Source organism: Azorhizobium doebereinerae UFLA1-100, from assembly GCF_000473085.1.
Classification (GTDB): Bacteria; Pseudomonadota; Alphaproteobacteria; order Rhizobiales; family Xanthobacteraceae; genus Azorhizobium; species Azorhizobium doebereinerae.
On record NZ_AXBA01000016.1, the window covers coordinates 119732 to 145422 of the forward strand.

The window sequence follows — 25691 nt, forward strand, 5'->3', positions numbered from 1 at the left end:
CGCACTGCGGCCCAAGCCGCCGCCCGGCCCCGGGCGGCGGGCACTCAGGTGACGGCGCGGTTGGCGCGCCGCTCGCGCAGGGCGAACTGCAGGTTGCGGATATAGATGAAGGTGGAGAGCGCCTGGCCGGCGATGAACACCGGATCGCGGCGATAGATCGCATAGATCAGCAGCAGGGTGCCGCCGCCCAGCGAGAAGGTCCAGAAGGCGAACGGCAGCACGGAGCGCCCCGCCCGCTCGCTGGCGATCCATTGCACCACGAACCGTCCCGTGAACATCACCTGCGCGACGAAGCCGAGGACCACCCAGCCATCGAGCTGGGTGATGAAGACGTCGTGCAGATAGTCACCGACCGACTGCACCAGCTGGACCAGCAGCATCTCGTTCTCACTCCACGACCTGCGGCACGCGCCGCCGCCGGATCAGCCACCAGACGCCCAGAAGGTCGGCGATGCCGACCCACAGGCGGTTGAAGAAGCCGTAATTGGACACGCCGTGCCAGCGGGCACGATCCACCACCGGCAGCGTGCGGATCTCATAGCCCTCGCGCTTCACCAGCGCCGGGGTGAAGCGATGGAGCCCGTCGAACACGGGCAGCGTGAGATAGATGCGCCGCCGCACCACCTTCAGGCCGCATCCCGTATCGCGGGTATCGTCATTCAGCAAGGCGCGCCGCACCCGGTTGGCGGTGCGCGACTGCAAGCGCTTGAAGGCCGTGTCCTTGCGCCCCTGGCGCTCGCCCTGCACCATGCCGACGCGCGGACCGCCTTCATCCAGCACGCGAACCATGTCCGGCAGATAGGCCGGATTGTTCTGGCCGTCGCCGTCCAGCATGATCAGGATGTCGCCCTCCGCCGCCCGGGCGCCGGTATCCATGCCCGCCGACTTTCCACAGGAATTGACGTGCGAGAGGACCCGCATGTACGGCCGGGTGCGGGCCGCCTGCGCCAGTTCCAGCGCGGTGCCGTCGGTGGAGCCGTCATTCACGAAGATGAGCTCGAACGGCTCCTGGAAGGCGGCATCGATCTCTTCGATCAGCGGCGTGATGTTGCCCGCCTCGTTCTTGACGGCGATCACGACGGACAGGCGGGGCGTGCCGGCGGCGCCGGCAGGAGTGGAGGTCAAGGTCTAGCCTCTTGGGAAGCGGAGGGAGCACCGGACAGACGGTGCGCGGGCGAGAAAAGCGCGATCAGGCGCCGCATGGAGGGGCCGGGCTTCGGCGACACGGTGCCGTCGGCGGCGATCTGGAACACCAGTCCGCGCGCGGCGAACACCTTGGCCAGCCAGAAGGTGGCGGTGGTGGCGATGGCGGCGGCGGCGATGACGTCGCTGGGATAATGCGAGCCGAGCACCACGCGCGAGGCGGCCACCAGCACGGCGAGCGAGATCAGCCACCAGCGGGCCTTGGGGAACAGCAAGGCCAGCGACACCGCCAGCGCGAACACCACCGTGGCATGGCCGGAGGGAAAGCTGGAATAGCTCGCCTTGAGCTTGAACAGCGAGAACGTCAGGTGGGCATCCGGGCCGGGCAGCAGCAGCGCCTCGTAGGGCCGGGCGCGACCGAGGGCGTATTTCACCACCAGCACCACCAGCGACACGCCGGCCACGCTGGTGAAGACGAAGCCCACGCGCGCCACGACCGACGCCGCCACCCGGCGGTACAAAGGATCGAGATGGGGCATGGCGCCGAGCAGCACCAGCAGCGCGAGGCCCAGCGGCCAGAGCACCACGGAGCCGAGGCCCAGCTCGGTGACGCGCTCGAACAGATGCACCACGCCGATGGGCAGGCGCAGCCGCAGGCCGGGAATGAACGGATCGACCAGGATCATGCTGGCCGCGACCAGCCCGCCCGCCAGCAGGAACAGGCAGGCCATCTCCACCAGCCCGTCCAGCGGCAGGCGCGGCACCGGCCCACGCACCCGGCGGCGGCGCAGCACCGCAAGCGCCGCGAACAGGCCGGTGACGGCGACGCGGGCGTCCTCCGCCAGCCGCAGACGGCGCGCCGGGGGTGTCACCACAGCATCGCTCACCGCGCCGGCTCCGCGCTGCGGAACACGGAAATCTCCTGCATGCGGCCGCCGTTATAGGCGAAGCCGTCGACCCGCTCCACGCGCTCCATCTTCAGCCCCAGCGCGGTGGCGCGGGCCTCGAACAGCGGCAGCATGGGCTTGCCGATGAAGGCGAGCGAACAGCCGCCCTCCTTCAGCAGGTCGGCGGCGGCCATCGGATCGGTGAAGCGGATGTCGGTGCCGGCCAGGAAGGCGAGGCTCGGCTCCTGATAGGGCACGGTGGCGATGCGGTCCGCCGGGCAGCCGCTGTCGCGGGCGATGGCGGCGAGGCGCTGGGAGATCCACACCCCCTTCAGGTGCGGCATCAGCCCCTGGTAGACGCCCCAATAGAGCACCAGCGCGCCGAGCGCGGCCACCAGGAAGGCCGGCTGCGGCCCGGCCGCCGGCGCGGCGAGGGCGGCGAGCACCAGCAGCGCCACGCCCGCCGCCAGCAGCGGCCATGCGGCGAGCGCCAGCCCGTCGCCCAGGTAGAAGAAGCCCGCCGCGAGCGCGAGCGCCAGCAGCGCGCCCATCACCGGCCACAGCCACACCAGCGGCGCCAGGCGCGCGCCCAGCCGGACCATCGCGCCGCGCTGCCAGGCGAGGGCGGCGAGGATGGCGAGCGCCGGATAGAGCGGCAGCACGTAATGGGGCAGCTTGGTGGCGGTGATCTCGAACACCAGCCACGCCGGCACGATCCAGGCCAGCAGGAAGATGACCGGCTTCTCCCGCCGCGCCCGCCACGCGAACGGCAGCGCCATGGCCACCAGCACGACGGCCGGCCAGAAGGTGCCCCAGATCGCCAGCAGATAGGTGCCGGGCGGCGCCCAGTGGCCTTCCTGCCCTTCCGTCACCTTGCCCAGCATGTCGACGCCGACGGCGAGCTTATAGAAGGCGCCGTTGGTGACGTAATAGATCGCCACGAACCAGGGCAGCACCAGCAGCAGGCACCAGGCGATGCCCGGCAGCGGGCGCAGCCGCAGCAGGAAGCGGCCGGAGCGCTCCACCACCGCCAGCACGACGATGGGCAGGCCGACGAACAGGGGCGCCATCGGCCCCTTGATGAGGATGCCGGCGGCAAGCCCGGTCCAGAACACGGCGGCGACGGCGAACGAGCCGCGCCGGTCGAGGGCCGGAGCCAGATAGGCCCGCGCCAGCGCGCCCATGGAGGCCATCACCGTGCACAGCAGCACCGCGTCGGTCTTGGCGAGGCGGGCCTCGATGCCCAGCAGCACGCACGAGGCCATCACCAGCCCGGCGAACAGCGCCCCGCGCCGCGAGGTGAACACCAGCGCGGTCCAATAGGTGAGCAGCACCGCGCCGATGGCGCCGATCAGCGAGGGCAGGCGGTAGAAGGCGATAGTGGTGCGGGCGGACGGGCCGACCACGGCCTCGCCCAGAGCGGCGCTGGCGGCCTGGAGCCAGTGGATGCCCACCGGCTTCTTGTAGCGCACCTCATCCTTGAAGCGGATGTCGATGAAATTGCCGGTCTCCAGCATCTGCTTGCTGGCCTGGGCGAAGCGCGCCTCGTCCCGGTCGATGGGCGAGATGGCGGCGAAGCCCGGCAGGAAGGCGGCGAGCGACACGATGACGAGCAGCAGGCAGGCGCGCGCATGGCTCCCCGCCGCCGCATCGAGGCTGGCGGACAGCCGGTGCGCGAGTTCCACTGCGAAGGACCGGCGTGTCTGGGACGCCGGGGCGGATATGGCCATGCTCGATGAAGATCCGGTCGATTTGGGCGCGGACAATAGCAGAAACGCCCCGCCGGCAAAGGCCGCGCAAAGGTGGCGCAAACAAGGCCCCGGCCGGAGCCAGGCGCCGCATGGGGCGCGAAGCCCGCCAGATGATCGCGCAAAGGCCGTATCCGATGGCGCGGGGCCCCTCCCCTGCCCTACCCCCCTGCCGGCGGGGCTCAGGGCCGTTCGCCCGCTCCCGCCGTCCAGGCGTGCGCGCCGCCCGCGAACGCCAGCGCCCGCGCATTGCCGCCGCACACGGCATCGCGCACGCCCGTCTCGGGCAGCAGGTGCTGAAGCGCGAGGCGGTGCTCGTTGGAGCTATAGGCCCGGCGGCCGGCGTGCGAGCCGCTGCACCAGGCCAGCCGCTGCCCGCCGGCGATCTCCTGGAGCCGGTCCAGCAGGCGCCCGAGGCCGCGCAGGTGCAGGGGCGCCGGCGAGAAGCAGATCCACAGGTCCGGATGGGCGGCATGGCGCTCCAGCATCCGGAACGCCCGCCAGGCGCGGCACAGCCGCTCGGCCGCGCGCGGCAGTTCGAGGCGGACGACGGCGCCATTGCCCAGCACTAGCGGCAGCAGTTCCTCCCAGGCGTCCGGGTCCACATCGAGATGCAGATGCAGCCCGAAGGCCGCCAGCCGGAGCAGGAACGGCCGCCAGGCCTCCCGCGCCGGCAGCCCGGTCGCGTGCGAGACGGTGACGCCGGCCAGACCATGGCCGGCCATCAGGGGCAGAGCGGCCGGCAGGCCGTCCGCCGGCAACGGCAGCACGGCGCGCAGGCGGCCGGGCGCGGCGGCGGCGGTATCGAGGACGGCCCGCCAGCCATCGGGCCGCGCCGGCTGGAGCAGCGCCGCCGTGATCCCCTCGCGGTCGAGATGGGCGAGAACCGGCGTGGCGAGGTGCGACGCGCGTGGATCGGGCCGCGCCTGTGGCACCGGGGGCGTCCATGTGTCCGGAAGATCCGGCCCTGCCCGCCTCTCCGGCGGGTCGTCGCCGCACCGCAGCGCGCGCGGCAGCACCAGTCCGGCATCCACGAAATCGGAGCTGACCCACCTCCCGGGCCCGCCGCCGCGGCCCACGGGGCGAAGGTCGCTCAAAACGCTGGTGTTCATCCTCGCTCCCCGGCCGCCGTCACGCCTGTGACTCGGCACGTGGGGAAAACCTGACAGAACCTTGGCGGGGCATAAAGATGCCGCCGCCCATCACAACTACCGCCGTGGATGCATTGATTTCGAATTACAACCAGATCCCGCGCTCATTTGGTCAGGATCAGCTTGTTCTGCGAGGTCAGCCGCAATTGGTAGGTCTGCGAGCCGTGGGTGATGGTCAGCACCCGCGAGGCGACGAACAGGTCGCGGCTGTCCAGCTTCTCGTCGAAAACCGGCACGGCTCGGGTCCGGGGTTCGGGCTGCCAAGCGGTGGGGGCATGGTCATGCTTGGTCATTTGAACGACTCCAAACTAATGCCGCTCAATTTCGCGCACAGCTCAAGTCTTGCGCTACTTTAGAGCGTTTCAATATTTCGCTCACCTCGATGAAAACGAGTTAATACACGATAACCGATAAATCAATGCAACGGCACGTAGAACAGTTCCATAGAAGGATCTGCCGCGCAGGCATACCGCCAGCACGGGTCACAGGTGCGTGGGATCGCAAGGTGCGGGCGCGGGGCGCCGGCGGCTATTCCGCCGGGGCCGGATGCTCGCTCGGCGCCGGCTTCTCGGTGCCGGAGATGGCGGCGTTGACCTTGTGGTCCAGCCGGTCGAGATAGAGGTAGATCACCGGCGTGATGTAGAGCGTGAGCAACTGCGAGAGCATCAGCCCGCCAACCACCGCCACGCCCAGCGGCTGGCGCAGCTCCGAGCCGGCGCCCGCGCCGATGGCGATGGGCAGCACGCCGAAGATGGCGGCCAGCGTCGTCATCATGATGGGGCGGAACCGCAGCAGCGCCGCCTCGCGGATGGCGTCCAGCGCCTCCACGCCCTGGCGGCGGCGCTCCAGCGCCACGTCGATCATCATGATGGCGTTCTTCTTCACGATGCCCACCAGCATCACGATGCCGATGATGGCGATCACCGACAATTCGATGTCGAAGATCATCAGGGTGAGCAGCGCGCCGATGCCCGCCGAGGGCAGGCCGGACAGGATGGTGATGGGGTGGATGAAGCTCTCGTAGAGCACGCCCAGCACGATGTAGATCACCACCACGGCGGCGAGGATCAGCAGCGCCTGGTTGCCCAGCGCGTCCTGGAACACCTGGGCGGTGCCCTGGAAGCCGGTGGTGACGGTGGCCGGCAGGCCGGCCGCCCGCTCGGCGGCGCCGATCTGCTCCACCGCCTGCCCCAGCGAGGTGCCCGGCGCGAGGTTGAAGGAGATGGTGACCGCCGGCTGCTGCTGGTGGGCGATCTGTAGCGGCCCCACCGTGCGGCTGATGGTGGCCACCGTCTCCAGCGGCACGACGGTGCCGCTGGTGGTGCGCAGATAGACCCGGCTGAGGTCGGACGCCTCACGCTGGAAGCGCGGCTGCGCCTCGGCGATGATCGCGTACTGGTTGGTGCTGGTGTAGAGCGTCGCCACCTGCCGGGTGCCGAACTGGGTGTAGAGGGCGTTGCGGATCTGCTCCTCGGTGATGCCGAGCGCGGCCGCCTTGTCCTTGTTCACGTCGATGGTGAGCTGCGGATTGGAGATCTGCAGGTCCGAGGTCACGTCGCGCAGGCCCGGCAGCTCGGCGAGGCGCCGCTCCAGGTCGGGGGCGGCGGCGTAGAGCGCGGCGGTGTCCGAGCTTTGCAGGGTGTACTGGTACTGGCTCTTGGAGTTCACGCCGCCGATGTTGATGTTCTGCACCGGCTGGTAGAACACGTTGACGCCGGGGATCTGGCCGGTGCGCCGGCGCAGCTGCTGGATGATCTGGAACGCGCTCTGGCTGCGCTCGGCCTTCGGCTTCAGGGCGATGAACATCCGCCCGGTATTGGTGGTGCGGCTCACCCCGGTCGCGCCCGCCGTGGAGATCAGATAGGCGACGTTGGGGTCCTCGCGCACCGCCGCGGCCGCCACCTTCTGGCGCTCCACCATGGCCTCGAACGAGGTGTTGGTGGCCGCCTCCACCGTGGCGGTGATGAAGCCGGTATCCTCGGTGGGGAAGAAGCCCTTGGGAATCACCACATAGAGCGCGGCGGAAATGCCCACGGTGGCCAGCGTCACCAGCAGCATGAAGAAGCGGTGGCGCAGCACGAAGTCCAGGCTGTGGCGATAGCCGGCGAGCCAGGCCTCGAACATGGCCTCGGTGAAGCGGAACACGATGTTCGGCGTCTTGTGGTGGTCGGGGGCCTTCAGCACGCGGGCGCACAGCATGGGCGTCAGCGTCAGCGAGACGAAGCCCGACACCAGGATGGCGATGGAGATGGTGACCGCGAACTCGCGGAACACCCGGCCCACCACGCCGCCCATGAACAGCACCGGGATGAACACCGCCACCAGCGACAGCGTCATGGAGATGATGGTGAAGCCGATCTCGCGCGAGCCGCGGATGGCGGCGGCGAACGGCTTCTCGCCATGCTCGATGTGCCGGTAGATGTTCTCCAGCACGACGATGGCGTCGTCCACCACGAAGCCGACGCACAGGGTCAGCGCCAGCAGCGTCATGTTGTTGATGGAGAAATTCAGCACCCACATGACGCCGAAGGTGGCGACGATGGAGATGGGCAGGGCCAGCGAGGGGATGATGGTGGCGCGGAAGTTGCGCAGGAACAGGAAGATCACCAGCACCACCAGGACGATGGCCTCGAACAGCGTCTTCTGGACGTCGTGCACTGCCTCGCGGATCGACACCGAGCGGTCGTTCAGCACCTCGATGTTCACCGAGCCCGGCACCTGGGCACGGTATTGCGGCAGGTGGGACCGCACCTGGTCCACCACCGCCACGGTGTTGGCGTCCGGCTGGCGCACCACCGCCAGCACGATGGAGCGCTCGTCATTGAACCAGGAGGCGACGCGCTCGTTCTCCACGCCGTTGGTGACGCTGGCGATCTCGTCGAGCCGCACCGGCGCCCCGTTGCGGAACGCCACCACCAGCTTGCGGTAGACGTCCGCATCGGCCCGGGCGAGGCCCATGTCGATGGTCAGGCTCTGCTTCGGCCCGGACAACTGGCCGATGGGCATGTTGGAGGCGCGCGCCTGGATCGCGCCCTGGATATCGGCGGCGGAAATGTTGCGGGCGGCGGCGGCGGCGGGATCGACGCGGATGCGCACGGCGAATTTCTGCGTGCCGAAGATCTGCACCTGGGCGACGCCGGGCAATTGCGAGATCTGCTGGCCGATCAGCGTGTCGGCATATTCGTTCACGGTGGAGAGCGGCAGCGTCGCGGAGGACACCGCCAGCAGGATCACCGGCGCGTCCGCCGGATTGACCTTCCTGAAGCTCGGCGGCGTGGTCATCTCGTCGGGCAGCTGGCGCTGGGCCACGGACAGCGCCGACTGCACGTCGAGCGCGGCGTCGTCGATATTGCGCGACAGGTCGAACTGGATGGTGATGGAGGTCGAGCCCTGGGTGCTCGACGAGGTCAGCGAGGTGATGCCGGAGATGGTGGAGAGCTGGCGCTCGATGGGGGTGGCCACGGCGGTGGCCATGGTTTCCGGGCTGGCGCCGGGCAGGGTCGCGGTGATGGAGATGGTGGGGAAGTCCACCCGGGGCAGCGCCGCCACCGGCAGCAGGCGATAGGCGAACAGGCCGCCGATGATGAGCGACAGCATCATCAGCGTCGTCATCACCGGCCGGCGGATGCACAGCTCCGGAAACATGGCTCAGGTCCCCGTCGCGGGCGCGGGCGCGCTGCCCTTGATGACGACGCGGGCGCCCTCGCGCAGCGAAAGCTGGCCGTCGGTGACCACCACCTCTCCGCCCTTCAGCCCGGCGGTGACCACCGCCTGGCCGTCCACCGTGCGGGCGACGCTGACCGGGCGCACGTGCACCACGTCCTTCTCCACCACGAAGACGAAGGTGCCGCTCTGGCCGCTCTGCACCGCTTCCGCCGGCACCGAGGCGACGCCGCTCTCCATGCGCAGCATCACCGAGACGGCGCCGAGGGTGCCCGGCCACAGCCGCTCGTCGGCATTGTCGAACAGGGCGCGCACCATCAGCGTGCCGGTCTGCGGGTCGATGGTGTTGTCGATGACCGCGATCCTGCCTCCGGTCACGATGTCGTTGCTGCCCTGGAGGGTGATCTGCACCTGCGCGCCGGCCTGCGCCGCCCGCACCTCCTTGAGATAATGCTCGGGCACGCCGAAGGCGACGTAGATGGGCTTGATCTGCCGCACGGTGGCGAGGGTGTCGTCCACCCGGATCACCGCGCCCGGCCGCACCGCGGCGACGCCAATGCGCCCGGTGACCGGCGAGCGGATCTCATAATGGCTGCGCTGCACCTCCAGCGCCTTCAGCGTGGCCTCGTCCTGGTCCACCGTCGCCTTCTGGGCGTCGGCGGTGGTGCGGGCATCGTCCAGCGTCACCTGCGAGACGGCGTTGCGCGCGGCAAGGCCGGAATAGCGCTCCACGTCGCGCAGCGCCTTCTCCAGCTGGGTGCGGTCCTTGGCCAGCGTCGCCTTGGACTGGAGGATCTGCGCGTCCACCTCGCGGGCGTCCAATTGGAACAGCAGGTCGCCTTGGGCGACCACCGCGCCGTCCTCGAACGTCACCTTGACCACCTGGCTCGCCACGCGGGAGCGGATGGTGATGGTGACCAGCGGCTCCACCGTGCCCAGCGCCTCGACGCGCACCGGCATGGGCTTGTCCTGAACGGTCGCGACCACGACCGCCGGCCGGCGCTCCTGCTGGCCCTGCGCATTCGCCGTGGCGCCCCGGCTGCCCCACAGGCCCTGGGACCATGTCCAGCCCGCCCCCGCGACGAGCGCGAGGCAGAAGAAAACCAGATAGACCCGCCAGCGCCCCGCCCGCCTCACGTCACCCATATCCACCTCGCACGACGGCAATGCCCGCAACGCCCTGCCGCTCGCCCGCCCCAGCTTTTTGGAAAGGCTACACTGCGTCAGGTGCCGCTGCGAACAGGTTTTCGATGGTCAGCGGTGGAAATGCGGCCAAAGTGACGAAAAAACGCCGCCAACAGGGCGCGCCACGCGGCTCCGCCGGCGCGGCGCCCCTACGGCAGGTTACATCCCCTTGCGGAATGCACCCGCGAGGCGCTCCAAGGCGGCGTCCAAAGTGGCGTCCTGCTTGGCGAAACAGAAGCGCACCACCGAGCGCACCGCGTCCTGGGCGTAGAAAGCCGAGACCGGGATGGCGGCGACGCCGTGGGTCTTCACAAGATCGAGACAGAAGGCCTCGTCGTCGAGCTTGGGGTCGATGGCGGCGAGGTCCACCGAGAGGAAATAGGTGCCCGCGCTCGGCAGCACCGGGAAGCCCAGGTCCGACAGCCCCTTCGCCAGCCGGTCGCGGGAGCGCTGGAGGCCAGCACGCATGTCCTCGAAATAGGCATCCTCCTTGCCGAGCCCGTAGGCCACGGCGGCCTGGAGGTTGGGCGGCGTGGTGAAGGTGAGGAACTGGTGCGCCTTGCCCAGCACCCGCATCAGCTCCGGCTGGGCGAACACCAGGCCCACCTTCCAGCCGGTCATGCCGAAGATCTTGCCGGCGGAGGAGATCTTCACCGTGCGCTCGCGCATGCCGGGCAGCGCCATCATCGGCAGGTGGCGGCGGCCGTCGAAGATCACGTGCTCCCACACCTCGTCGCACACCGCGATGACGTCGAAGCGCTGGCAGAAATCGGCGACGAGCTGCATCTCCGCGCGCGAATGCACGACGCCGGTGGGGTTCTGCGGATTGTTGAACAGCACCAGCTTGGTGCGCTCGGAGAACACCGCCGCCAGCTTCTCGGTGGTGATGCTCCAGCTCGGAGGCTCCAGGCGCACCAGACGGGGAATGCCGCCGGCCCGCTGCACCAGCGGCAGATAGGCGTCATAGAGCGGCTGGAACAGCACCACCTCATCGCCCGGCTCGATCAGCGAGAACAGCGCGCCGGCCAGCGCCTCGGTGGCGCCGGAGGTGACCATCACCTCGCTCTCGGCATCGAGGGCGAGGCCCTGCCAGTGCTTGTAATGGGCCGCCGCCGCCTGGCGCAGCTCCATGAGGCCCATCATGGGCGGATACTGGTTCCAGCCGTTCACCACCGCGTCCGCCGCCTTCTGGCGCACGTCGAGCGGGCCGGGATCGTCCGGGAAGCCCTGGCCGAGATTCACCGCCTGGTGGCTGCGGGCAAGCCCCGACATCACCTCGAAAATGGTGGTGGGCAGCGCGGAATAGATCGCGTTCAGCGACCGGACGGCGGGCGCGGACGAACGGGGAGCAAAGGTCGCGGACTGGGACATCGTTAAGCCCGGGCCGCCGGACGCTGCATCCGGGAGGGCCCGCCTCACCTGCACGAGAAAGCGAGCGGCCCCACGCGGGAAGCCGCTCCGTTGCGAGGTGCTCTAGATCAAGTCGGGCCGAAGGTGAAGGCCACGCGGTGCACGGCGCCGATGCGCCGGAGGGCTTGAACCGCCGGCGTGGGCCGTCCAGGCTGTGGCGGGCCGGGATGCGGAAGGAGCGCGCGATGTTCAGTCACATCATCGTCGGGGTCAGCGATCTTGCCCGCGCCGGGCGCTTCTATGACGCGGTGCTGGCGCCGCTCGGCCTCGTCCAGCGGCCGAGCGAGCCGGACGGCGGCCCCGCCGGCCTGTGCTGGATCGCCGGAACGCGGCTGCCGGAATTCTTCGCCCAACTGCCCTTCGACGGGCGGCCGCCGAGCGTCGGCAACGGCAGCATGGTGGCCTTCCTCGCCCCGTCCGAGGCGGCGGTGGACGCGGCCCATGCGGCGGGCCTCGCCCATGGCGGCACGGACGAAGGCGCGCCCGGTCCGCGCCCGCACTATGGCGAGGGCTATTACGGCGCCTATCTGCGCGATCCCGACGGCAACAAAATCCACATCGTCCGCCGCGGCGACGTGGCGGATCCGTCTCTCGCACCTTGATCCTTGCGCGGGGCGCGCCCTCGCCCGGCCTCAGCCGCCGGTCCGCACCATCTGCGCCAGAGGCTGCAAGGCGGCGAGCAGGTCGGCCTCGGTGACACGGGCCACCGGCATCAGCACCTTGGCCGCCTGGGTGGGATGGCCGGCGCGCATCACCAGCACCACGGTCTCCGCCCCGCCGCAGGCCGGGTCGCCGCAGGCGATCTCGCTCACCGAGACGGTGGCGGCCTCGTCCAGCTCCAGCACCCGCCGCGCCATGTCGGCCAGCGCGCGGGTGGCGTCGCGCATCTGCGGGCCGGAGCCCTCGCCCCGCCCGCGCATGAACAGGCGCACCATGCTGGCTTCCTCCCGCCGCTCGATCCCCGTGCCCGCCCGGAACCGGGCCGTCGGCGCGGCACGGGGCACCGGAAAAACGTCAGCACGGCGGCAGAGGCGTCGCCGATGCCAGATGCCACCAATCCGGCGCGATTACCCTTCCGCAGGGAAACCGTACCCTGGTCCGGCCTCAGGAAGGCAGCCCGAGGTCCTGCCCCTTGCCGAAGCGGCGTCGCACCTGCTCCCACAGCCGCCGGGGCACGGATACGCCCTCCTCGCCCAGCGCCTCGAAGCGCAGCGCCGCCTGGGTGACCCGCCCCTCCTCCACCGTCACCGCCTCGATCGCCGCCGTGCCCACGGCGAAGCGCATGCCCGGCAACGGCCGGTCGTCGGTGCGGTCGGCGAACGCCTCGGCGATGGTGACGACGCGGTCCTGGTCGCGCACGAACAGGCCGTAGAGGTCCGCCACGTCGCCCAGCTTCACGTTGCCGGCGAAGGGAAAGCCCGCCCCGATCTCGCCGCGCGGGCGCTCCTCCGGCATGAAGAAGGGGTCGAGCCGCTGCACCCGCCGGGGCGGCGCCAGCAGATAGGCATAGTCGCCCGCCCGTAGCACGCCGGCCTCCTGCGGCGAGAGCACTTGGCCCTTGCGCACCACCAGCACCAGCCGCGCCCACAGCGGCAGCAGGCCGGAACTGACGGCGAGCGTGTCGGCGGTGACGGGATAGGCCACCAGTTCGTGCTCGCTCTGCCCCGGCAGGTCGATCTCGAATCGCCGCGCCTCGCGCAGCGGCTCGGCCAGCGCCACGCCGAACCGGCGGGCGGCGAACACGAGGCTCCAGCCGTGCAGGATCAGCGACACCAGCACCACCACGAAGGCGACGTTGAAATAGACGTCGGCACCCGGCAGCTGGGCCAGCATGGGGATGGTCGCAAGGAAGATGGACACCGCCCCGCGCAGCCCCGCCCAGGAGATGAACGCCTTCTCCCGCCAGGAGAATCGGAACGGCCACAGGCACAGGAACACCGCCACCGGCCGGCCGACCAGCAGCAGGAAGGCGGCGATCGCCAGCGCCGGCGGCACGTATTGCGCCATGCGCTGCGGCGACAGCAGCAGCCCCAGCATGACGAACATGACGATCTGGCACAGCCACGTCACCGTGTCGTGGAAGCTGGTGATGGCCGCGATGGAACGCACCGGCCGGTTGCCCAGCACCAGCCCCGCCAGATAGACGGCGAGAAAGCCGGAGCCGTGCATCATGGCGGTGGCGGCATAGATCAGCACCGCCGCCGCCACCACCATGGCCGGATGCAGCCCGCTCGGCAGGTCGAGCCGGTTGACCACGAAGGCGACGCCGAAGCCGCCGGCCACCCCCATGGCGGCGCCCAACACCATCTGCTGGGCCAGCCCGGCGGTGAGCGCCCAGCCGGGATTGGCCGCGCCGGAGGCGATGATCTCCACCAAGGCGACGGTGAGGAAGACGGCGGCGGGATCGTTGGTGGCCGATTCGATCTCGATTACCGCGCCCACCCGGCGGCCGAGCCGCAGGCCCTGGGCGCGCACCAGGAACAGCACCGCCGCCGCGTCCGTGGAGGCGACGATGGCCCCCACCAGCAGGCTCTCCAGCGGCGGCAAACCCAGCAACGGTATGGCCGCGAGCCCCACCAGCCCGGCGGTGAGCAGGACCCCGACGGTGGACAGGAGGACGGCCGGGGCCAGCGCCCCGCGCATGGTGGAGGCGCGCATGCGCAGGCCGCCGTCGAACAGTATTACCGCCAGCGCCGCCGAGCCCACGAGGTAGGTGGCCCAGTAGTCAGAGAAGTGAATCTGGCCGGGCCCCGCTTCACCTGCCAGCACCCCCAGCAGCAGGAAGACGAGGAGGATCGGAGCACCGAAACGGGCAGCGAGCAGACTCGACACCGTGCCCAGCAGAACCAGAGCCGAGCCGACCAGCAGAATGAGGTCCGAGAGGAAAACAGTACCCATCCTTCCCCTTCCACCGTTTGGACTTGATCCGTTTTGATACTGTTTCCCGGTAGCCGGGGTCGGCGGGCACGGCTATGATTCTGACAACTGGTTCATCTAACCGTTCGGGGGAACGCGGTGAGCCAGCCGGGGAACCTATCATGCAACACAACCAAGCGGCGCATGCGTATCTGGTGAAGGCCTATCTGCGCACCTCGTCGGGGGCGCTCCTGGCCGAGCCCGACACCATCTGCTTCGATCTCGACCTGGCTCTGGAAATTGCCGACAACGACCAGCACTACGCCGCCGGTCTTGCGGTCTATGCCCTTGGAGAAGATGGGAATCTGCTCGCGGATTTCCCGCTCGTCAGCCACGGCATGATCGTCCCGGGTCCGGTCATGCAGGCCCAGATGGCCTATATGCCCGGCATCGCCGCGGCCTGATCCCCGCTTCATTTCGCGCATTGTACCGGACGCCCGGCCGCCTGCGGCCGAACGTCCCCGCGTTTGCCGCATTCCCCGACCGTCTGTCCGGCCCGCAACGGCGGACGGCGGGGATGCGGCAATTGGATTCGCGCGCACCGCCATCCACGGCGTGATGCCCGGCACGCCGAACGGCGCAATACCCTGTAAAACCTTGAAACACGGCCTCGGCGCCGGCGCAGCCGCGCGGCGCGATGCGTCCCGCCGCGCAGAATCGCCTATTCGCTTATCGCCCGGCGGCGGTTTTCGGCTCGCCCGCCGCGCCGCCCAGCAAAGCGTCGAAATAGGCGATGGTGCGCTTCAGCCCTTCGTTCAGCTCCACCGTCGGCGCCCAGCCCAGCGTCTCGCGCGCCTGGGTGATGTCGGGCTGGCGCTGCTTGGGGTCGTCCTGCGGCAAGGGCCGCTCGACGATGCGCGAGCGCGCGCCCACCAGGGCGATCACCTGTTCGGCCAGTTGCCGGATGGTGAATTCGGCCGGATTGCCCACGTTGATCGGGCCGGTCACCTCGCGCGGGCTCTCCATCATGGCGATCAGGCCGCGCACCAGATCGTCCACATAGCAGAAGGACCGGGTCTGCGAACCGTCGCCGAAGATGGTGATGTCCTCGCCGCGCAGCGCCTGGACGATGAAGTTGGAGACCACCCGGCCGTCGTTCGGATGCATCCGCGGGCCGTAGGTGTTGAAAATTCGCACCACTTTGATGCCGATCTGGTGCTGCCGGTGATAGTCGAAGAACAGCGTCTCCGCGCAGCGCTTGCCCTCGTCATAGCAGGAGCGCGGGCCGATCGGGTTCACATGGCCCCAATAGTCCTCGGTCTGCGGATGCACCTGGGGATCGCCATACACTTCCGAGGTCGAGGCCTGGAGAATCGGCACCCGCAGCCTCTTGGCCAGGCCCAGCGTGTTGATGGCGCCGATGACGCTGGTCTTCAGCGTCTGCACCGGGTCGAACTGGTAGTGCACCGGGGATGCCGGGCAGGCGAGATTGTAGATCTCGTCCACCTCGATATAGAGCGGGAAGGTGATGTCGTGGCGCATCAGCTCGAAGCGCGGATGGCCGAGCAGGTGCTGCACGTTGGTGCGCGCGCCGGTGTAGAAATTGTCGATGCACAGCACTTCGTGGCCGCGCCCGATCAGCGCCTCGCACAGATGCGAGCCGACGAAGCCGGCGCCGCCGGTGACGGCGATGCGCTTGGGCAGCAGGCCGTTGGGGTTGATGTTGACCACGCCTTGTCCTCGCCGGTGCGGATGTCCGGCGCATGCGGACGGGGGCGCGCCGGGACGGCGGGTGTCCTAGCGCGAAAATGCCGCCGGGGCCATGCCCCCGCCGCCGCCGGGACCTATCCCCGCGTCAGGAAGCAGGCGTTGCCGAGGCCGGTGCCGATGGTCAGCACCGCCCATTTGTCAGTCTCGGTCATCCACGGCCGGGCGCTGAGGCCCTGGATCACGGCGTCATTGTGCATCACCACCATGGTGTCATGGTCGCCGATGGCGGGTATGGCCTCGCGGATGCGCTCGGGCAGGCGGAAGTGCTCGCTGTCCCACTTGCCCGGCAGGTTCTGCGCCCCGCGCGCGATGGTGCCGTCCGCATTGATGAGGCCGGGACAGGCGATGCCGATGAACGGCGCCACGGAGAGCTTGTCGGCCTCCGCCTCGGCGATCAGCCCGCGGATCATCTTCACCAGCCGGTCCACCGCCGCCTCGCGGGAGAGGCCGTCTTCGTCCGCATGGCGCCAGAGGTCGAAGCGGCAGACGTCCGCCTTCTTCAGGTCCGGGTCCTTCTTGGCATTGTGGCGCACCACGCCGCAGCGGATGTTGGAGCCGCCGATGTCCACGGCGATGATCCCGCCGTAGCCGGAGAAGATCCAGGACGGCGCCAGATGCAGGCAGCCGATCAGCCCGCCCTCGTCCGGATGATGGCGCAGCGGCTCCAGCTCCACGTCCACGTCGTCCGCCCGCAACAGCGCGGCGGCGCGGGCGATGGCGAGCTCGCCCACCCGCGCCTCGCTGAGCCCGCCGCCCACCACGATGCGCGACACCCCGTCCCAGGCCTTCTGGGCCAGGAAGCGCTGCACGACGTCGGCGAGATTATGGGCGAAATCCTCGATCGCCCCCTGCACCACGGCGGCGCCGTCCGCATCGCCCTCGGCCAGGAACTTGTCGAGCTTCTTCTTGCTGATGCGGGCGTCGAGGTCCTCCTCGAACGGGTCCTTGCCCAGTTCGCGCAGCTTCACCCGCCAGTCGCGCACGAAGGCACGGAACGCCCGGCCGCTGGCCTTGTCGCCGACGAAGCCGTCCTTGTCCTTCACTTCCAGATTATAGCTGACCACCTCGATGCCCGGCAGCAGCGCGCCGCCATGCACGCCGATGGGGGCCGAAACGTCTGCGGAGGTCTTCTCGGATACGGCCATGGCGGTTCCAGTCATGCGGGGTCGATCCCCAACAACGCCGGAAAGCCGTTTCGGTTGCCACGGTCACGCTGGAAAGGTCACGCTGGAACGGTCACACGGAAACCTTGGCGGTCAGCTCCGCTGGTTGACGAAGCGCAGCGCCTCGATGGGCGAGGGAAAGCGATGGATGCGCACGTTCTTGCTGCCGCAGATGTCGCAGCGCAGCTGCGCGCCCTCGGGCGGCTCGGGGGCGGGCTGGTCGGTGATGGCGACGGGCGGCTTGCCGATGATGGAACGGCGGTGGCAGCGGGGGCATTCGGCGCAGAGCATGGCGCGATCATACAGCAGATCGCGCGGGAAGTGAGGCGCCTCTCTGCCCGCCCCCTATTCGGCCATGCGGTAGCCGATGCCCGGCTCGGTGAGGATCAGCGCCGGGGTGGCCGGCTCGGCCTCCAGGCGCTGGCGCAGCTGGCCCACATAGACGCGCAGATATTGCGTGTCCTCCAGATGCGCCGGCCCCCACACCGCGCCGAGGATCTGCCGGTGCGTCAGCACCTTGCCCGGATGGCGGGCCAGATAGACCAGCAGCTCGAACTCCTTCGGCGTCAGCTTGATCTCCTGTCCGTCCCGCGTCACCCGGTGGCGCGGGCGGTCGATCTCCAGCGGGCCGGCGCGCAGCACCGCGTCGGCCGCATGGGCCTCGCCGCTGCGCTGGCGCAGGGCAGCGCGGATGCGGGCCATCAGCTCGCCCACGCCGAACGGCTTGTTGACGAAATCGTCCGCGCCGAGGTCCAGCGCCTCGATCTTCTCCGCCTCGCGGTCGCGGGCGGACAGCACGATGATCGGCAGCCTGGAGAACTGCCGCACGCGGGCGATCACCTCCTTGCCGTCCATGTCCGGCAGGCCGAGGTCGAGCAGCACCGCGTCCGGCGGGTGGGTGGCGATGGCGCGCAGCGCGCCCGCCCCGTCGTCGGCGCGGGCCACCGCATAGCCTGCGGCGGAGAGCGCGGGGGTGAGGAAGCGGTGGATCGCCGGTTCGTCGTCCACCACGAGGATGCGAAGGTCGTTCATGCGCCGGCGTCCGGTTGAAGCGGCAGGGTGAAGGCGACGCGCAGCCCCTGGGCCTGGCCCGGCGCCGGGCTCTGCGCGCTGATCGTTCCGCCGTGGGCCTCGACGATGCCCTTGGCGATGGCAAGGCCGAGGCCCGCCCCCTCCCCGCCGTCGGCGCGGTCGGTGCCATCGGAGGCGGCACGGACGAATTTCTCGAACACATGGTCGATGAGCGCGGGCGGCACGCCGGGGCCGGTGTCGGTGACCGACACCTCGACGCTGTCCCCCGCCCGCCGCGCGGCCACCGTGATGGTCGCGGCCGGGCCGGCATAGCGCACCGCATTGCCCACCACATTGGCCAGCACCTGGTTGAGCAGGATCTGGTCGGCCCGCACCAAGGGCAGATCGTCCTCCAGGCTGACCACCAGATGCTGGATGGCGCCGCGCCGCCGCGCCGCGGCCACCGCCTGGTTGACCACCTCGCCGATGTCCACCCAGTCGCGGCGCAGGTCGAGGGCGCCGGCCTCCAGCCGGGTCATGGACAGGAGGTTGCGCACCATGCCGTCCAGATGGTCCGCCTCCTCGCGGATCTGGGCCAGCAGGTCGCGGCTCTGCTCGGGGTCGATGCGCCCGCCGTATTCGATCAGGCTGGAGGCGGCGCCGAGGATGGAGGACAAGGGGGTGCGGAAATCGTGGCTGATGGAGGCGAGCAGGATGTTGCGCACCCGCTCGGCCTCCGCCGCGCTGCGCACGTCGGCCATCTCGCCGGCCAGCGCCGCCCGCTCCAGGGCCGAGGCGGTCTGGTCGGCCAGGGTGTCCAGCAGCACGCGGGATTCCGGATCGAGCGGCGCGTTGGGCAGCGCCTCCAGGCCGATGACGCCGATCGGCCCCTGCCGCGCCTTCAACGGCAGGAACAGCCAGGGCACGCTGGGCAGCGTGCCGGTGCGCGCCCCCGCCGGCTCGCCGCGCTCGAACGCCCAGCGGGCGGCGCTGAGCGAGGCGGTGTCCAGCCGGTCCTCCGGCGGCCAGGCGGCGGCGATGGCCAGCTCGCCGGCGCGGACGGCCACCAGCACCACGGCGGCGCGGGACAATATGGCGTGGATCTCGGACGCCGCGCCCTCGGCGATGTCGGAGGTGTCGGCCAGCGCGGAGAGCTTGCGGGTGAACTCATAGAGCCGGCGCCCGGCCCTCACCCTCTGGGCGGAGGCCCTGGCCTGCTCGCGCGCCCGCCCGGCCACCGCCGAGATCAGCACCGCGATGACCAGGAAGACGAGGAGCGCCAGCACCTCGTGCGGCCGGGCGATGGTGAAGGTGTAGACCGGGTCGATGAAGAAGAAATTGTAGGCCAGCGCGGAGAGCACCGAGGCGAACACCGCCGGCCAGACGCCGAAGAACAGCGCCGGGATCAGCACCGCCAGCAGGAAGATCATGGAGACGTTGGGCAGGGCGACGTGCTTGGTCAGCTCCTCGCCCAGCAGCGTGGCGATGGCCACCGCCATGGCCGCCGCCACATAGCCGTCCACCCGCCCCGCCGGCGGCAGGCGGTGGCGCGCCACCGTCTCGTCCGCCTCCGCGAAGGTCAGCACATGGACGGCGATGCCGCTCGCCTCGCGCACCAGCGCATCGGCCAGCGTGCGCACGAACGGCCGCGACAGCCGCGCCGGCCGGGCGCGGGCCACCACGATCTGGGTGACGTTCTCGAACCGGGCGATGCGCAGCAGCTCATCGACGATGTCGCTGCCCACCAGCGCCCGCGTCTCCGCGCCCAGGCTCTCGGCGAGCCGCAGCGCCGCGTCCACGTTCTGCCGCGCCGCCATGTCGAGCGGCGTGCCGGGACGCTCCACGGTGACCGCGAACCACGGCGCGTCGGCGAGGTCGGCGAGGCGCTTGGCCTCGCGCACCACCTTCTGCGCCGAGGCGTCCGGCCCGACGCACACCAGGATGCGCTCGCCCGCCGCCCACGGGCCGTCGATGGCCCCGCCCTGCATGTGCTCCAGGAGGTCGCAGTCCACCCGCGCCGCCACCCGCCGCAGCGCCAGCTCGCGCAGCGCGGTGAGATTGGTGGGCTTGAAGAAGCGCTCGATGGCGCGGGCGGCGGTGTCCTGCACATAGACCTTGCCCTCGCCGAGCCGCTTCAGCAGCTCGTCGGGCGGCAGGTCCACCATCACCACCTCGTCCGCCTCCTGCACGGCGGTGTCCGGCACGGTCTCGCGCACCCGCACGCCGGTGATGCGCTGCACCACCTCGTTGAGGCTCTCCAGATGCTGGATGTTCAGCGTGGTCCACACGTCGATGCCGGCGCCCAGCAGGTCTTCCACGTCCTGCCAGCGCTTGGGGTGGCGGCTGCCGGGCACGTTGGAATGGGCGTATTCGTCCACCAGCAGGAGCTTCGGCCGCCGCGCCAGCGCGCCGTCGAGGTCGAACTCCGGCACCAGCCGGCCGCGATAGGGGATGGAGCGGCGCGGCAGGACGGGCAGGCCCTCCACCATGGTCTCGGTCTCGCGCCGGCCGTGGGTCTCGACGATGCCGACCACCACGTCGGTGCCGTCCGCCAAAGCGGCGCGGGCGGCCTGGAGCATGGCGTAGGTCTTGCCGACGCCGGGCGCCGCGCCGAGGAACACGCGCAGCCGCCCCCTGCCCTCGCGCTCGGCCTTGGCGAGCAGGGCATCGGGTGATGCACGCGGCTTGTCCTCCTGAGCCATCCGGCCCCTCTCCTTCAACGCGGCGACCCTCCCCCGCGTGCGGGAGAGGGCGACACTTTATACGGCAAAGCGGGGATCGAAGCCCTGCTCCTTATCGTCGTGCCCGGACATGCCGCGCTGCCGCGCGGCGTGGCGGAACGACTACTTCGCCGCCCCGTCCAGGGCGAGGTTCAGCTTCAGCACATTGACGCGCGGCTCGCCGAACAGGCCGAGGTCGCGGCCTTCCACGGCGCGGGCCACCAGCTGGCGCACCGTCTCCGCCGGCAGGCCGCGGGCCTGCGCCACCCGGCCCACCTGCTCATAGGCATAGGCCGGCGAGATGTGCGGATCGAGCCCGCTGCCCGAGGTGGTCACCGCATCCGCCGGTACCGCCCCGGAGAGGCCGCCCTCGCGCAGCGCCGCCACGTCGGCGGTGATGCGCTCCTTCAGCTTCTGCGAGGTGGGGGCGAGGTTCGACCCCGACGAGTTGGCCGCGTCATAGCCCTCCCCCGCCGCCGACGGGCGGGGGTGGAAATACTGCGGCTTGTCCGTCTTCTGGCCGATGAGCGCGGAGCCCACCACCGCGCCGTCGCGGGTGAGCAGGCTGCCGTTGGCGGCGGCCGGGAACAGGCCCTGGGCGATGCCGGTGACGGCGAGCGGATAGGCGACGCCGGTGATCAGGGTGAACAGCACCAGCAGCACCAGTGCGGGACGCAAATGAGCGATCATGTCTGCCTCCTTCGGCAGGGATCAGGACAGGCCGATGGCGGTGACGACCATGTCCACCAGCTTGATGCCGATGAACGGGACGATGATGCCGCCGAGGCCATAGATGAGCAGGTTGCGGGAGAGCACGCTCGCCGCGCTGGCCGGAGTGTAGGTGACGCCGCGCAGCGCCAGCGGGATCAGCGCGATGATGATGAGGGCGTTGAAGATCACCGCCGAGAGGATGGCGCTCTGCGGCGTGGACAGCCCCATGACGTTGAGCACGCCAAGCTCCGGGATGGCGACGATGAACAGCGCCGGGAGAATGGCGAAATACTTCGCCACGTCGTTGGCGATGGAGAAGGTGGTGAGCGAGCCGCGCGTCATGAGCAGTTGCTTGCCGATGCCGACGATCTCGATGAGCTTGGTGGGATCCGAGTCCAGATCCACCATGTTGCCCGCCTCGCGGGCGGCCTGGGTGCCGCTCTGCATGGCGACGCCCACGTCCGCCTGGGCCAGCGCCGGGGCGTCGTTGGTGCCGTCGCCGCACATGGCCACCAGCCGGCCCTGGCGCTGCTCGTTGCGGATGTAGTTCAGCTTGTCCTGCGGGGTGGCCTCGGCGATGAAGTCGTCGACGCCGGCCTCGGAGGCGATGGCGGCGGCGGTGACCGGATTGTCGCCGGTGACCATGACGGTGCGGATGCCCATGCGGCGCAGTTCCGCGAAGCGCTCCTTGATGTCGGGCTTCACCACGTCCTTCAGGTGGATGACGCCGAGCAGGCGCCCGTCGGCGGCAAGGCCGAGCGGGGTGCCGCCGGAGCGGGCGATGCGGTCCACGGCGGCATTGTATTCCGCCGGCTCCACCAGGCCGCGCCCGGCGATCTCGGCGGCGAAGCGGCGCACGCTGTCCACCGCGCCCTTGCGCAGCCGGCGGCCGTCCACATCCACGCCCGAGATGCGGGTGGCGGCGGAGAAGGGCACGAAATGCGCCCCCGCCGGCGCCTCGCCCGTGGCGAGGCCGAGTTTGTCGCGCACCAAGGCGACGATGGAGCGGCCTTCCGCCGTCTCGTCCGCCAGCGAGGCGAGCAGCGCCGCCTCAAGCACCTCGCGCTCGGACACGCCCGGCACCGGGATGATCTCGGTGGCCATGCGGTTGCCGAAGGTGATGGTGCCGGTCTTGTCCAGCAGCAGCGTGTCCACGTCGCCCGCCGCCTCCACCGCGCGGCCGGACATGGCGAGCACGTTGTGCCGCACCAGGCGGTCCATGCCGGCGATGCCGATGGCCGAGAGCAGGCCGCCGATGGTGGTGGGGATGAGCGTGACCAGCAGCGCCACCAGCACCGGGACGGACAGTTCCGTGCCGCCATAGAGGCCGAGGCCGTAGAGCGAGACCACGGTGATGAGGAAGATCAGCGTCATGCCCACCAGCAGGATGGTGAGGGCGATCTCGTTGGGCGTCTTCTGCCGCTCGGCGCCTTCCACCAGCGCGATCATGCGGTCGAGGAAGGAGGAGCCGGCGGCGGCGGTGATGCGCACCACGATCTCGTCCGACACCACGGTGGTGCCGCCGGTGACGGCGGAACGGTCGCCGCCGCTCTCGCGGATCACCGGCGCGCTCTCGCCGGTGATGGCCGCCTCATTCACCGAGGCGATGCCGTCGACGATCTCGCCGTCGCCGGGGATCAATTCCCCGGCCGAGACCAGCACCAGGTCGCCCACCTTCAGGTCGAGGGCGGAGACCTTGGCGTAGCGCTCGCGGGTCTTGATGTCGTCGATGCGGCGGGCCACCGCGTCGGTGCGGGCGCGCTTCAGGCTTTCCGCCTGGGCGCGGCCGCGGCCCTCCGCCACGGCTTCCGCGAAATTGGCGAACAGCACGGTGAACCACAGCCAGGCCATGATCTGGCCGGTGAACATCACCGGCTGCCCGGCGGCGAAGTCGCGCAGGAACAGCACGGTGACCAGCGCCGCCACCACCTCGGTGACGAAGATCACCGGGTTCTTGGCCAGCAGGCGCGGATCGAGCTTGCGGACCGCGTCGAGCGCGGCACGCACCAGGATGTCGGGGGGCGCGAGCGATGTCGCGGCTTTGGAAGCGACGGCTTTGGTGGACATGAGTGAACTCCGTATCCCGCGCTCAGAAGGTCTTGCCGGCCAGCATCTGCACCTGCTCGGCAATGGGGCCGAGGGCGAAGGCCGGGAAGAATTGCAGACCGCCGAGGATGACGATGACGCCGATGAGCAGGCCCACGAACAGCGGGCCGTGGGTGGGGAAGGTGCCGCTGGAGGCGGCGAGCCGGGTCTTGGCCACGAGCGAGCCGGCGATGGCCATCATCGGCACGATGTAGGCGAAGCGGCCGGCCAGCATGGCGAGGCCCAGCGTGGTGTTCCACCAGGGGGTGTTGGCGCTGAGCGAGGCGAAGGCCGAGCCGTTGTTGCCGGTGCCGGAGGCATAGGCATAGAGGATCTCGGACAGACCGTGCGGGCCGGCGTTGCCGACACCGGCCAGCGGGCCGGGCAGCACGGCGGCGACCGCCGAGAAGCCGAGCACGAAGATCGGCATCACCAGGGTGGCCAGCACCGCCATCTTCACTTCCTTGGCCTCGATCTTCTTGCCGAGATATTCCGGCGTGCGGCCCACCATGAGGCCGGCGACGAACACCGCGATGATGGCCATGACCAGCATGCCGTAGAGGCCCGAGCCGACGCCGCCCGGCAGGATCTCGCCGAGCTTGATGAGCACGAGCGGAACAAGGCCGCCGATGGGGGTGAAGGAGCCGTGCATGGCGTTCACCGCGCCGCACGACAGGCCGGTGGTGACCGCCGCCCACAGCGCCGAGAGCGCGAGGCCGAAGCGGACCTCCTTGCCCTCCATGTTGCCGCCGGAGGGATCGAGCCCCGCCTGCGCCAGCGTCGGCGTGCCGGCCGCTTCCGCCCAGTAGGCCACGGCGACGCCGACCACCAGCAGGATCATCATGGCGGCGAGGATGGCGTGGCCCTGGCGCTTGTCGCCGATGAGCTGGCCGAAGGCGAACACCACCGCCACCGAAACCACCAGCATCTGCCAGACCTGGAGCATGTTGGCGAGCGCGGTGGGGTTCTCGAACGGGTGCGCGGCATTGGCGTTGAAGAAGCCGCCGCCGTTGGTGCCGAGCTGCTTGATGGCGATCTGCGAGGCCACCGGGCCGATGGAGATGGTCTGCTGCGCGCCGTCGAGCGTGGTCGCCGCCACCGAGCCGTCCAGCGTCTGCGGCATGCCCATCGCCACCAGCGCGAGCGCGGTGACGAAGGCGAGCGGCAGCAGGATGTAGAGGGTGGAGCGGGTGGCATCGACGAAGAAGTTGCCCACCCCCTTGGCGCCCGAGCGGGCGAAGCCCCGCACCAGGGCGATGGCGAGCGCGAGGCCGGTGGCGGCGGACAGGAAGTTCTGCACCGTCAGCCCGACCATCTGGCTGAAGTTGCTCATGGTCGCTTCGCCGGCATAGGCCTGCCAGTTGGTGTTGGTGACGAAGCTCACCGCGGTGTTGAAGGCGAGGTCGGGCGTCAGGCCGGCAAAGCCCTGCGGGTTCCACGGCAGCAGGCCCTGGAGGCGCAGGATGGCGAACAGCAGCAGCACGCCCGCCGCGTTGAACGCCAGCATGGACAGGGTGTAGGCGAGCCAGCCCTGCTCGCGGGCGGGATCGACGCCGGCGAGGCGGTAGAGCCCGCGCTCAACAGGGCCGAGCAGCACGCCGAGGATGGTCCGCTCGCCCGCATAGACGCGGGCCATGAAGCGGCCGAGGGGAATGGCGGAGAGGATCACCACCGCGAAAATGACGATGATCTGGAGCCAGCCGTTCGAGGTCATGGCAGAGGGTCTTTCGGTTGGGTCGTCGGGTTGTCTTGCGATGGCTTGGGGGCGGAGCGGTCAGAACCGCTCGGGCCGCACCAGCGCCGCGAGGAGATAGGCGGCGAGGCCGAGCGTGACGGCGGCGCCGAGGATCAGGTCGAACATGGGTCGCTCCTTCAGGCCTGCGCCACCCAGCGGGTGTAGAGCGCCATGAGGGCGAAGAAGGCGACTGCGATGAGAAGATAAAGGACGTCGGCCATGGGACACCTCTTTTGAGGTGCGGAAGCTACCGCCGGGGCCGGTAAGCATGAGATGCGGAAAGCGCGGCCGGCCCGTAAAAAAGCCATAAGGAACACGCCGCCGGGCAAGGCGCCCCGCCGGTTCCGGCATAAGGACATTGCGGCCACGCCGCCGCGCGCGCCCGGACGGACGCCTTGGACGGGCGCCATGGACGAACGCCCATGGCGCCGACAAAACAAAGCCGGCCGGAAG

Annotated in this window: 22 protein-coding genes; 2 read left to right on the forward strand and 20 right to left on the reverse strand. The window is 70.0% G+C overall.

What is annotated here, in order from left to right; translation table 11 throughout:
• Positions 1 to 44 precede the first annotated feature (44 nt).
• The 9 genes from YU1_RS0113880 to YU1_RS0113920 all read right to left on the reverse strand — a co-directional run bounded on the left by YU1_RS0113880 (position 45) and on the right by YU1_RS0113920 (position 11148).
• Complete coding sequence (locus YU1_RS0113880) at positions 45 to 380, reverse strand: lipid-A-disaccharide synthase N-terminal domain-containing protein (RefSeq protein ID WP_035715352.1); 336 nt, start codon at positions 378 to 380, stop codon at positions 45 to 47.
• Positions 381 to 387: 7 nt separating this feature from the next.
• Positions 388 to 1125, reverse strand: a complete 738-nt coding sequence (locus tag YU1_RS0113885; RefSeq protein ID WP_029004594.1) for a glycosyltransferase — start codon at positions 1123 to 1125, stop codon at positions 388 to 390.
• Positions 1122 to 2030 carry a phosphatase PAP2 family protein gene (locus tag YU1_RS32015; protein ID WP_051356856.1) on the reverse strand — a complete coding sequence of 303 codons (909 nt, stop codon included), beginning with the start codon at positions 2028 to 2030 and terminating at the stop codon, positions 1122 to 1124. Before YU1_RS32015 ends, YU1_RS0113885 begins: the two co-directional genes overlap by 4 nt.
• Positions 2027 to 3715 (reverse strand): ArnT family glycosyltransferase, encoded by a 1689-nt coding sequence (locus YU1_RS0113895; protein WP_210163763.1) that lies wholly within the window; start codon positions 3713 to 3715, stop codon positions 2027 to 2029. The genes YU1_RS32015 and YU1_RS0113895 overlap by 4 nt, the downstream gene beginning before the upstream one ends.
• A gap of 245 nt (positions 3716 to 3960) precedes the next feature.
• Positions 3961 to 4713 (reverse strand): hypothetical protein, encoded by a 753-nt coding sequence (locus YU1_RS0113900; RefSeq protein WP_156922128.1) that lies wholly within the window; start codon positions 4711 to 4713, stop codon positions 3961 to 3963.
• Positions 4714 to 5033: 320 nt separating this feature from the next.
• Positions 5034 to 5165, reverse strand: a complete 132-nt coding sequence (hemP, locus tag YU1_RS0113905) for a hemin uptake protein HemP (protein WP_342446997.1) — start codon at positions 5163 to 5165, stop codon at positions 5034 to 5036.
• Between the two features lie 292 nt (positions 5166 to 5457).
• On the reverse strand, positions 5458 to 8574 hold the full coding sequence (locus tag YU1_RS0113910) for an efflux RND transporter permease subunit (protein ID WP_029004598.1): 3117 nt from the start codon (positions 8572 to 8574) through the stop codon (positions 5458 to 5460).
• A 3-nt stretch (positions 8575 to 8577) separates the two neighbouring features.
• Entirely contained in the window at positions 8578 to 9738 is a 1161-nt protein-coding gene (locus tag YU1_RS0113915) for an efflux RND transporter periplasmic adaptor subunit (RefSeq protein ID WP_051356857.1), read from the reverse strand.
• Positions 9739 to 9936: 198 nt separating this feature from the next.
• Positions 9937 to 11148 carry an aminotransferase gene (locus YU1_RS0113920; protein ID WP_425339153.1) on the reverse strand — a complete coding sequence of 404 codons (1212 nt, stop codon included), beginning with the start codon at positions 11146 to 11148 and terminating at the stop codon, positions 9937 to 9939.
• Between the two features lie 224 nt (positions 11149 to 11372).
• Here YU1_RS0113920 and YU1_RS0113925 point away from each other — a divergent pair, with 224 nt between their 5' ends.
• Positions 11373 to 11789: a VOC family protein gene (locus tag YU1_RS0113925; RefSeq protein ID WP_029004601.1), complete on the forward strand. Its 417-nt coding sequence runs from the start codon at positions 11373 to 11375 to the stop codon at positions 11787 to 11789.
• A gap of 30 nt (positions 11790 to 11819) precedes the next feature.
• Here the strand turns inward: YU1_RS0113925 and YU1_RS0113930 are convergent, their stop codons facing one another.
• Positions 11820 to 12122: a hypothetical protein gene (locus YU1_RS0113930; protein ID WP_029004602.1), complete on the reverse strand. Its 303-nt coding sequence runs from the start codon at positions 12120 to 12122 to the stop codon at positions 11820 to 11822.
• A 169-nt stretch (positions 12123 to 12291) separates the two neighbouring features.
• Positions 12292 to 14085 carry a potassium/proton antiporter gene (locus YU1_RS0113935; protein WP_029004603.1) on the reverse strand — a complete coding sequence of 598 codons (1794 nt, stop codon included), beginning with the start codon at positions 14083 to 14085 and terminating at the stop codon, positions 12292 to 12294.
• A gap of 140 nt (positions 14086 to 14225) precedes the next feature.
• Between YU1_RS0113935 and YU1_RS0113940 the strand changes: the two genes are divergently transcribed.
• Positions 14226 to 14507, forward strand: a complete 282-nt coding sequence (locus YU1_RS0113940) for a hypothetical protein (protein WP_029004604.1) — start codon at positions 14226 to 14228, stop codon at positions 14505 to 14507.
• Positions 14508 to 14772: 265 nt separating this feature from the next.
• Here the strand turns inward: YU1_RS0113940 and YU1_RS0113945 are convergent, their stop codons facing one another.
• From YU1_RS0113945 to kdpF, 9 genes are all read right to left on the reverse strand, one after another.
• Positions 14773 to 15774 carry a UDP-glucuronic acid decarboxylase family protein gene (locus tag YU1_RS0113945; RefSeq protein ID WP_245263324.1) on the reverse strand — a complete coding sequence of 334 codons (1002 nt, stop codon included), beginning with the start codon at positions 15772 to 15774 and terminating at the stop codon, positions 14773 to 14775.
• Between the two features lie 113 nt (positions 15775 to 15887).
• Positions 15888 to 16958 carry an ROK family protein gene (locus tag YU1_RS29415; RefSeq protein WP_035715356.1) on the reverse strand — a complete coding sequence of 357 codons (1071 nt, stop codon included), beginning with the start codon at positions 16956 to 16958 and terminating at the stop codon, positions 15888 to 15890.
• A gap of 111 nt (positions 16959 to 17069) precedes the next feature.
• Positions 17070 to 17267: a hypothetical protein gene (locus YU1_RS0113955; RefSeq protein ID WP_051356858.1), complete on the reverse strand. Its 198-nt coding sequence runs from the start codon at positions 17265 to 17267 to the stop codon at positions 17070 to 17072.
• A 54-nt stretch (positions 17268 to 17321) separates the two neighbouring features.
• Entirely contained in the window at positions 17322 to 18008 is a 687-nt protein-coding gene (locus YU1_RS0113960; protein WP_029004607.1) for a response regulator, read from the reverse strand.
• On the reverse strand, positions 18005 to 20689 hold the full coding sequence (locus YU1_RS0113965) for a sensor histidine kinase (protein ID WP_029004608.1): 2685 nt from the start codon (positions 20687 to 20689) through the stop codon (positions 18005 to 18007). Before YU1_RS0113965 ends, YU1_RS0113960 begins: the two co-directional genes overlap by 4 nt.
• 141 nt (positions 20690 to 20830) lie before the next feature.
• On the reverse strand, positions 20831 to 21397 hold the full coding sequence (kdpC, locus tag YU1_RS0113970; RefSeq protein WP_029004609.1) for a potassium-transporting ATPase subunit KdpC: 567 nt from the start codon (positions 21395 to 21397) through the stop codon (positions 20831 to 20833).
• A gap of 21 nt (positions 21398 to 21418) precedes the next feature.
• Positions 21419 to 23485, reverse strand: coding sequence for a potassium-transporting ATPase subunit KdpB (kdpB, locus tag YU1_RS0113975; protein ID WP_029004610.1), 2067 nt, complete (start codon positions 23483 to 23485; stop codon positions 21419 to 21421).
• 22 nt (positions 23486 to 23507) lie between these two features.
• On the reverse strand, positions 23508 to 25217 hold the full coding sequence (gene kdpA, locus YU1_RS0113980; RefSeq protein WP_029004611.1) for a potassium-transporting ATPase subunit KdpA: 1710 nt from the start codon (positions 25215 to 25217) through the stop codon (positions 23508 to 23510).
• Between the two features lie 60 nt (positions 25218 to 25277).
• The gene (gene kdpF / locus YU1_RS34900) at positions 25278 to 25589 is read right to left on the reverse strand and encodes a K(+)-transporting ATPase subunit F (RefSeq protein WP_084539858.1); all 312 of its coding nucleotides are present in this window, start codon (positions 25587 to 25589) and stop codon (positions 25278 to 25280) included.
• Positions 25590 to 25691: the final 102 nt, after the last annotated feature.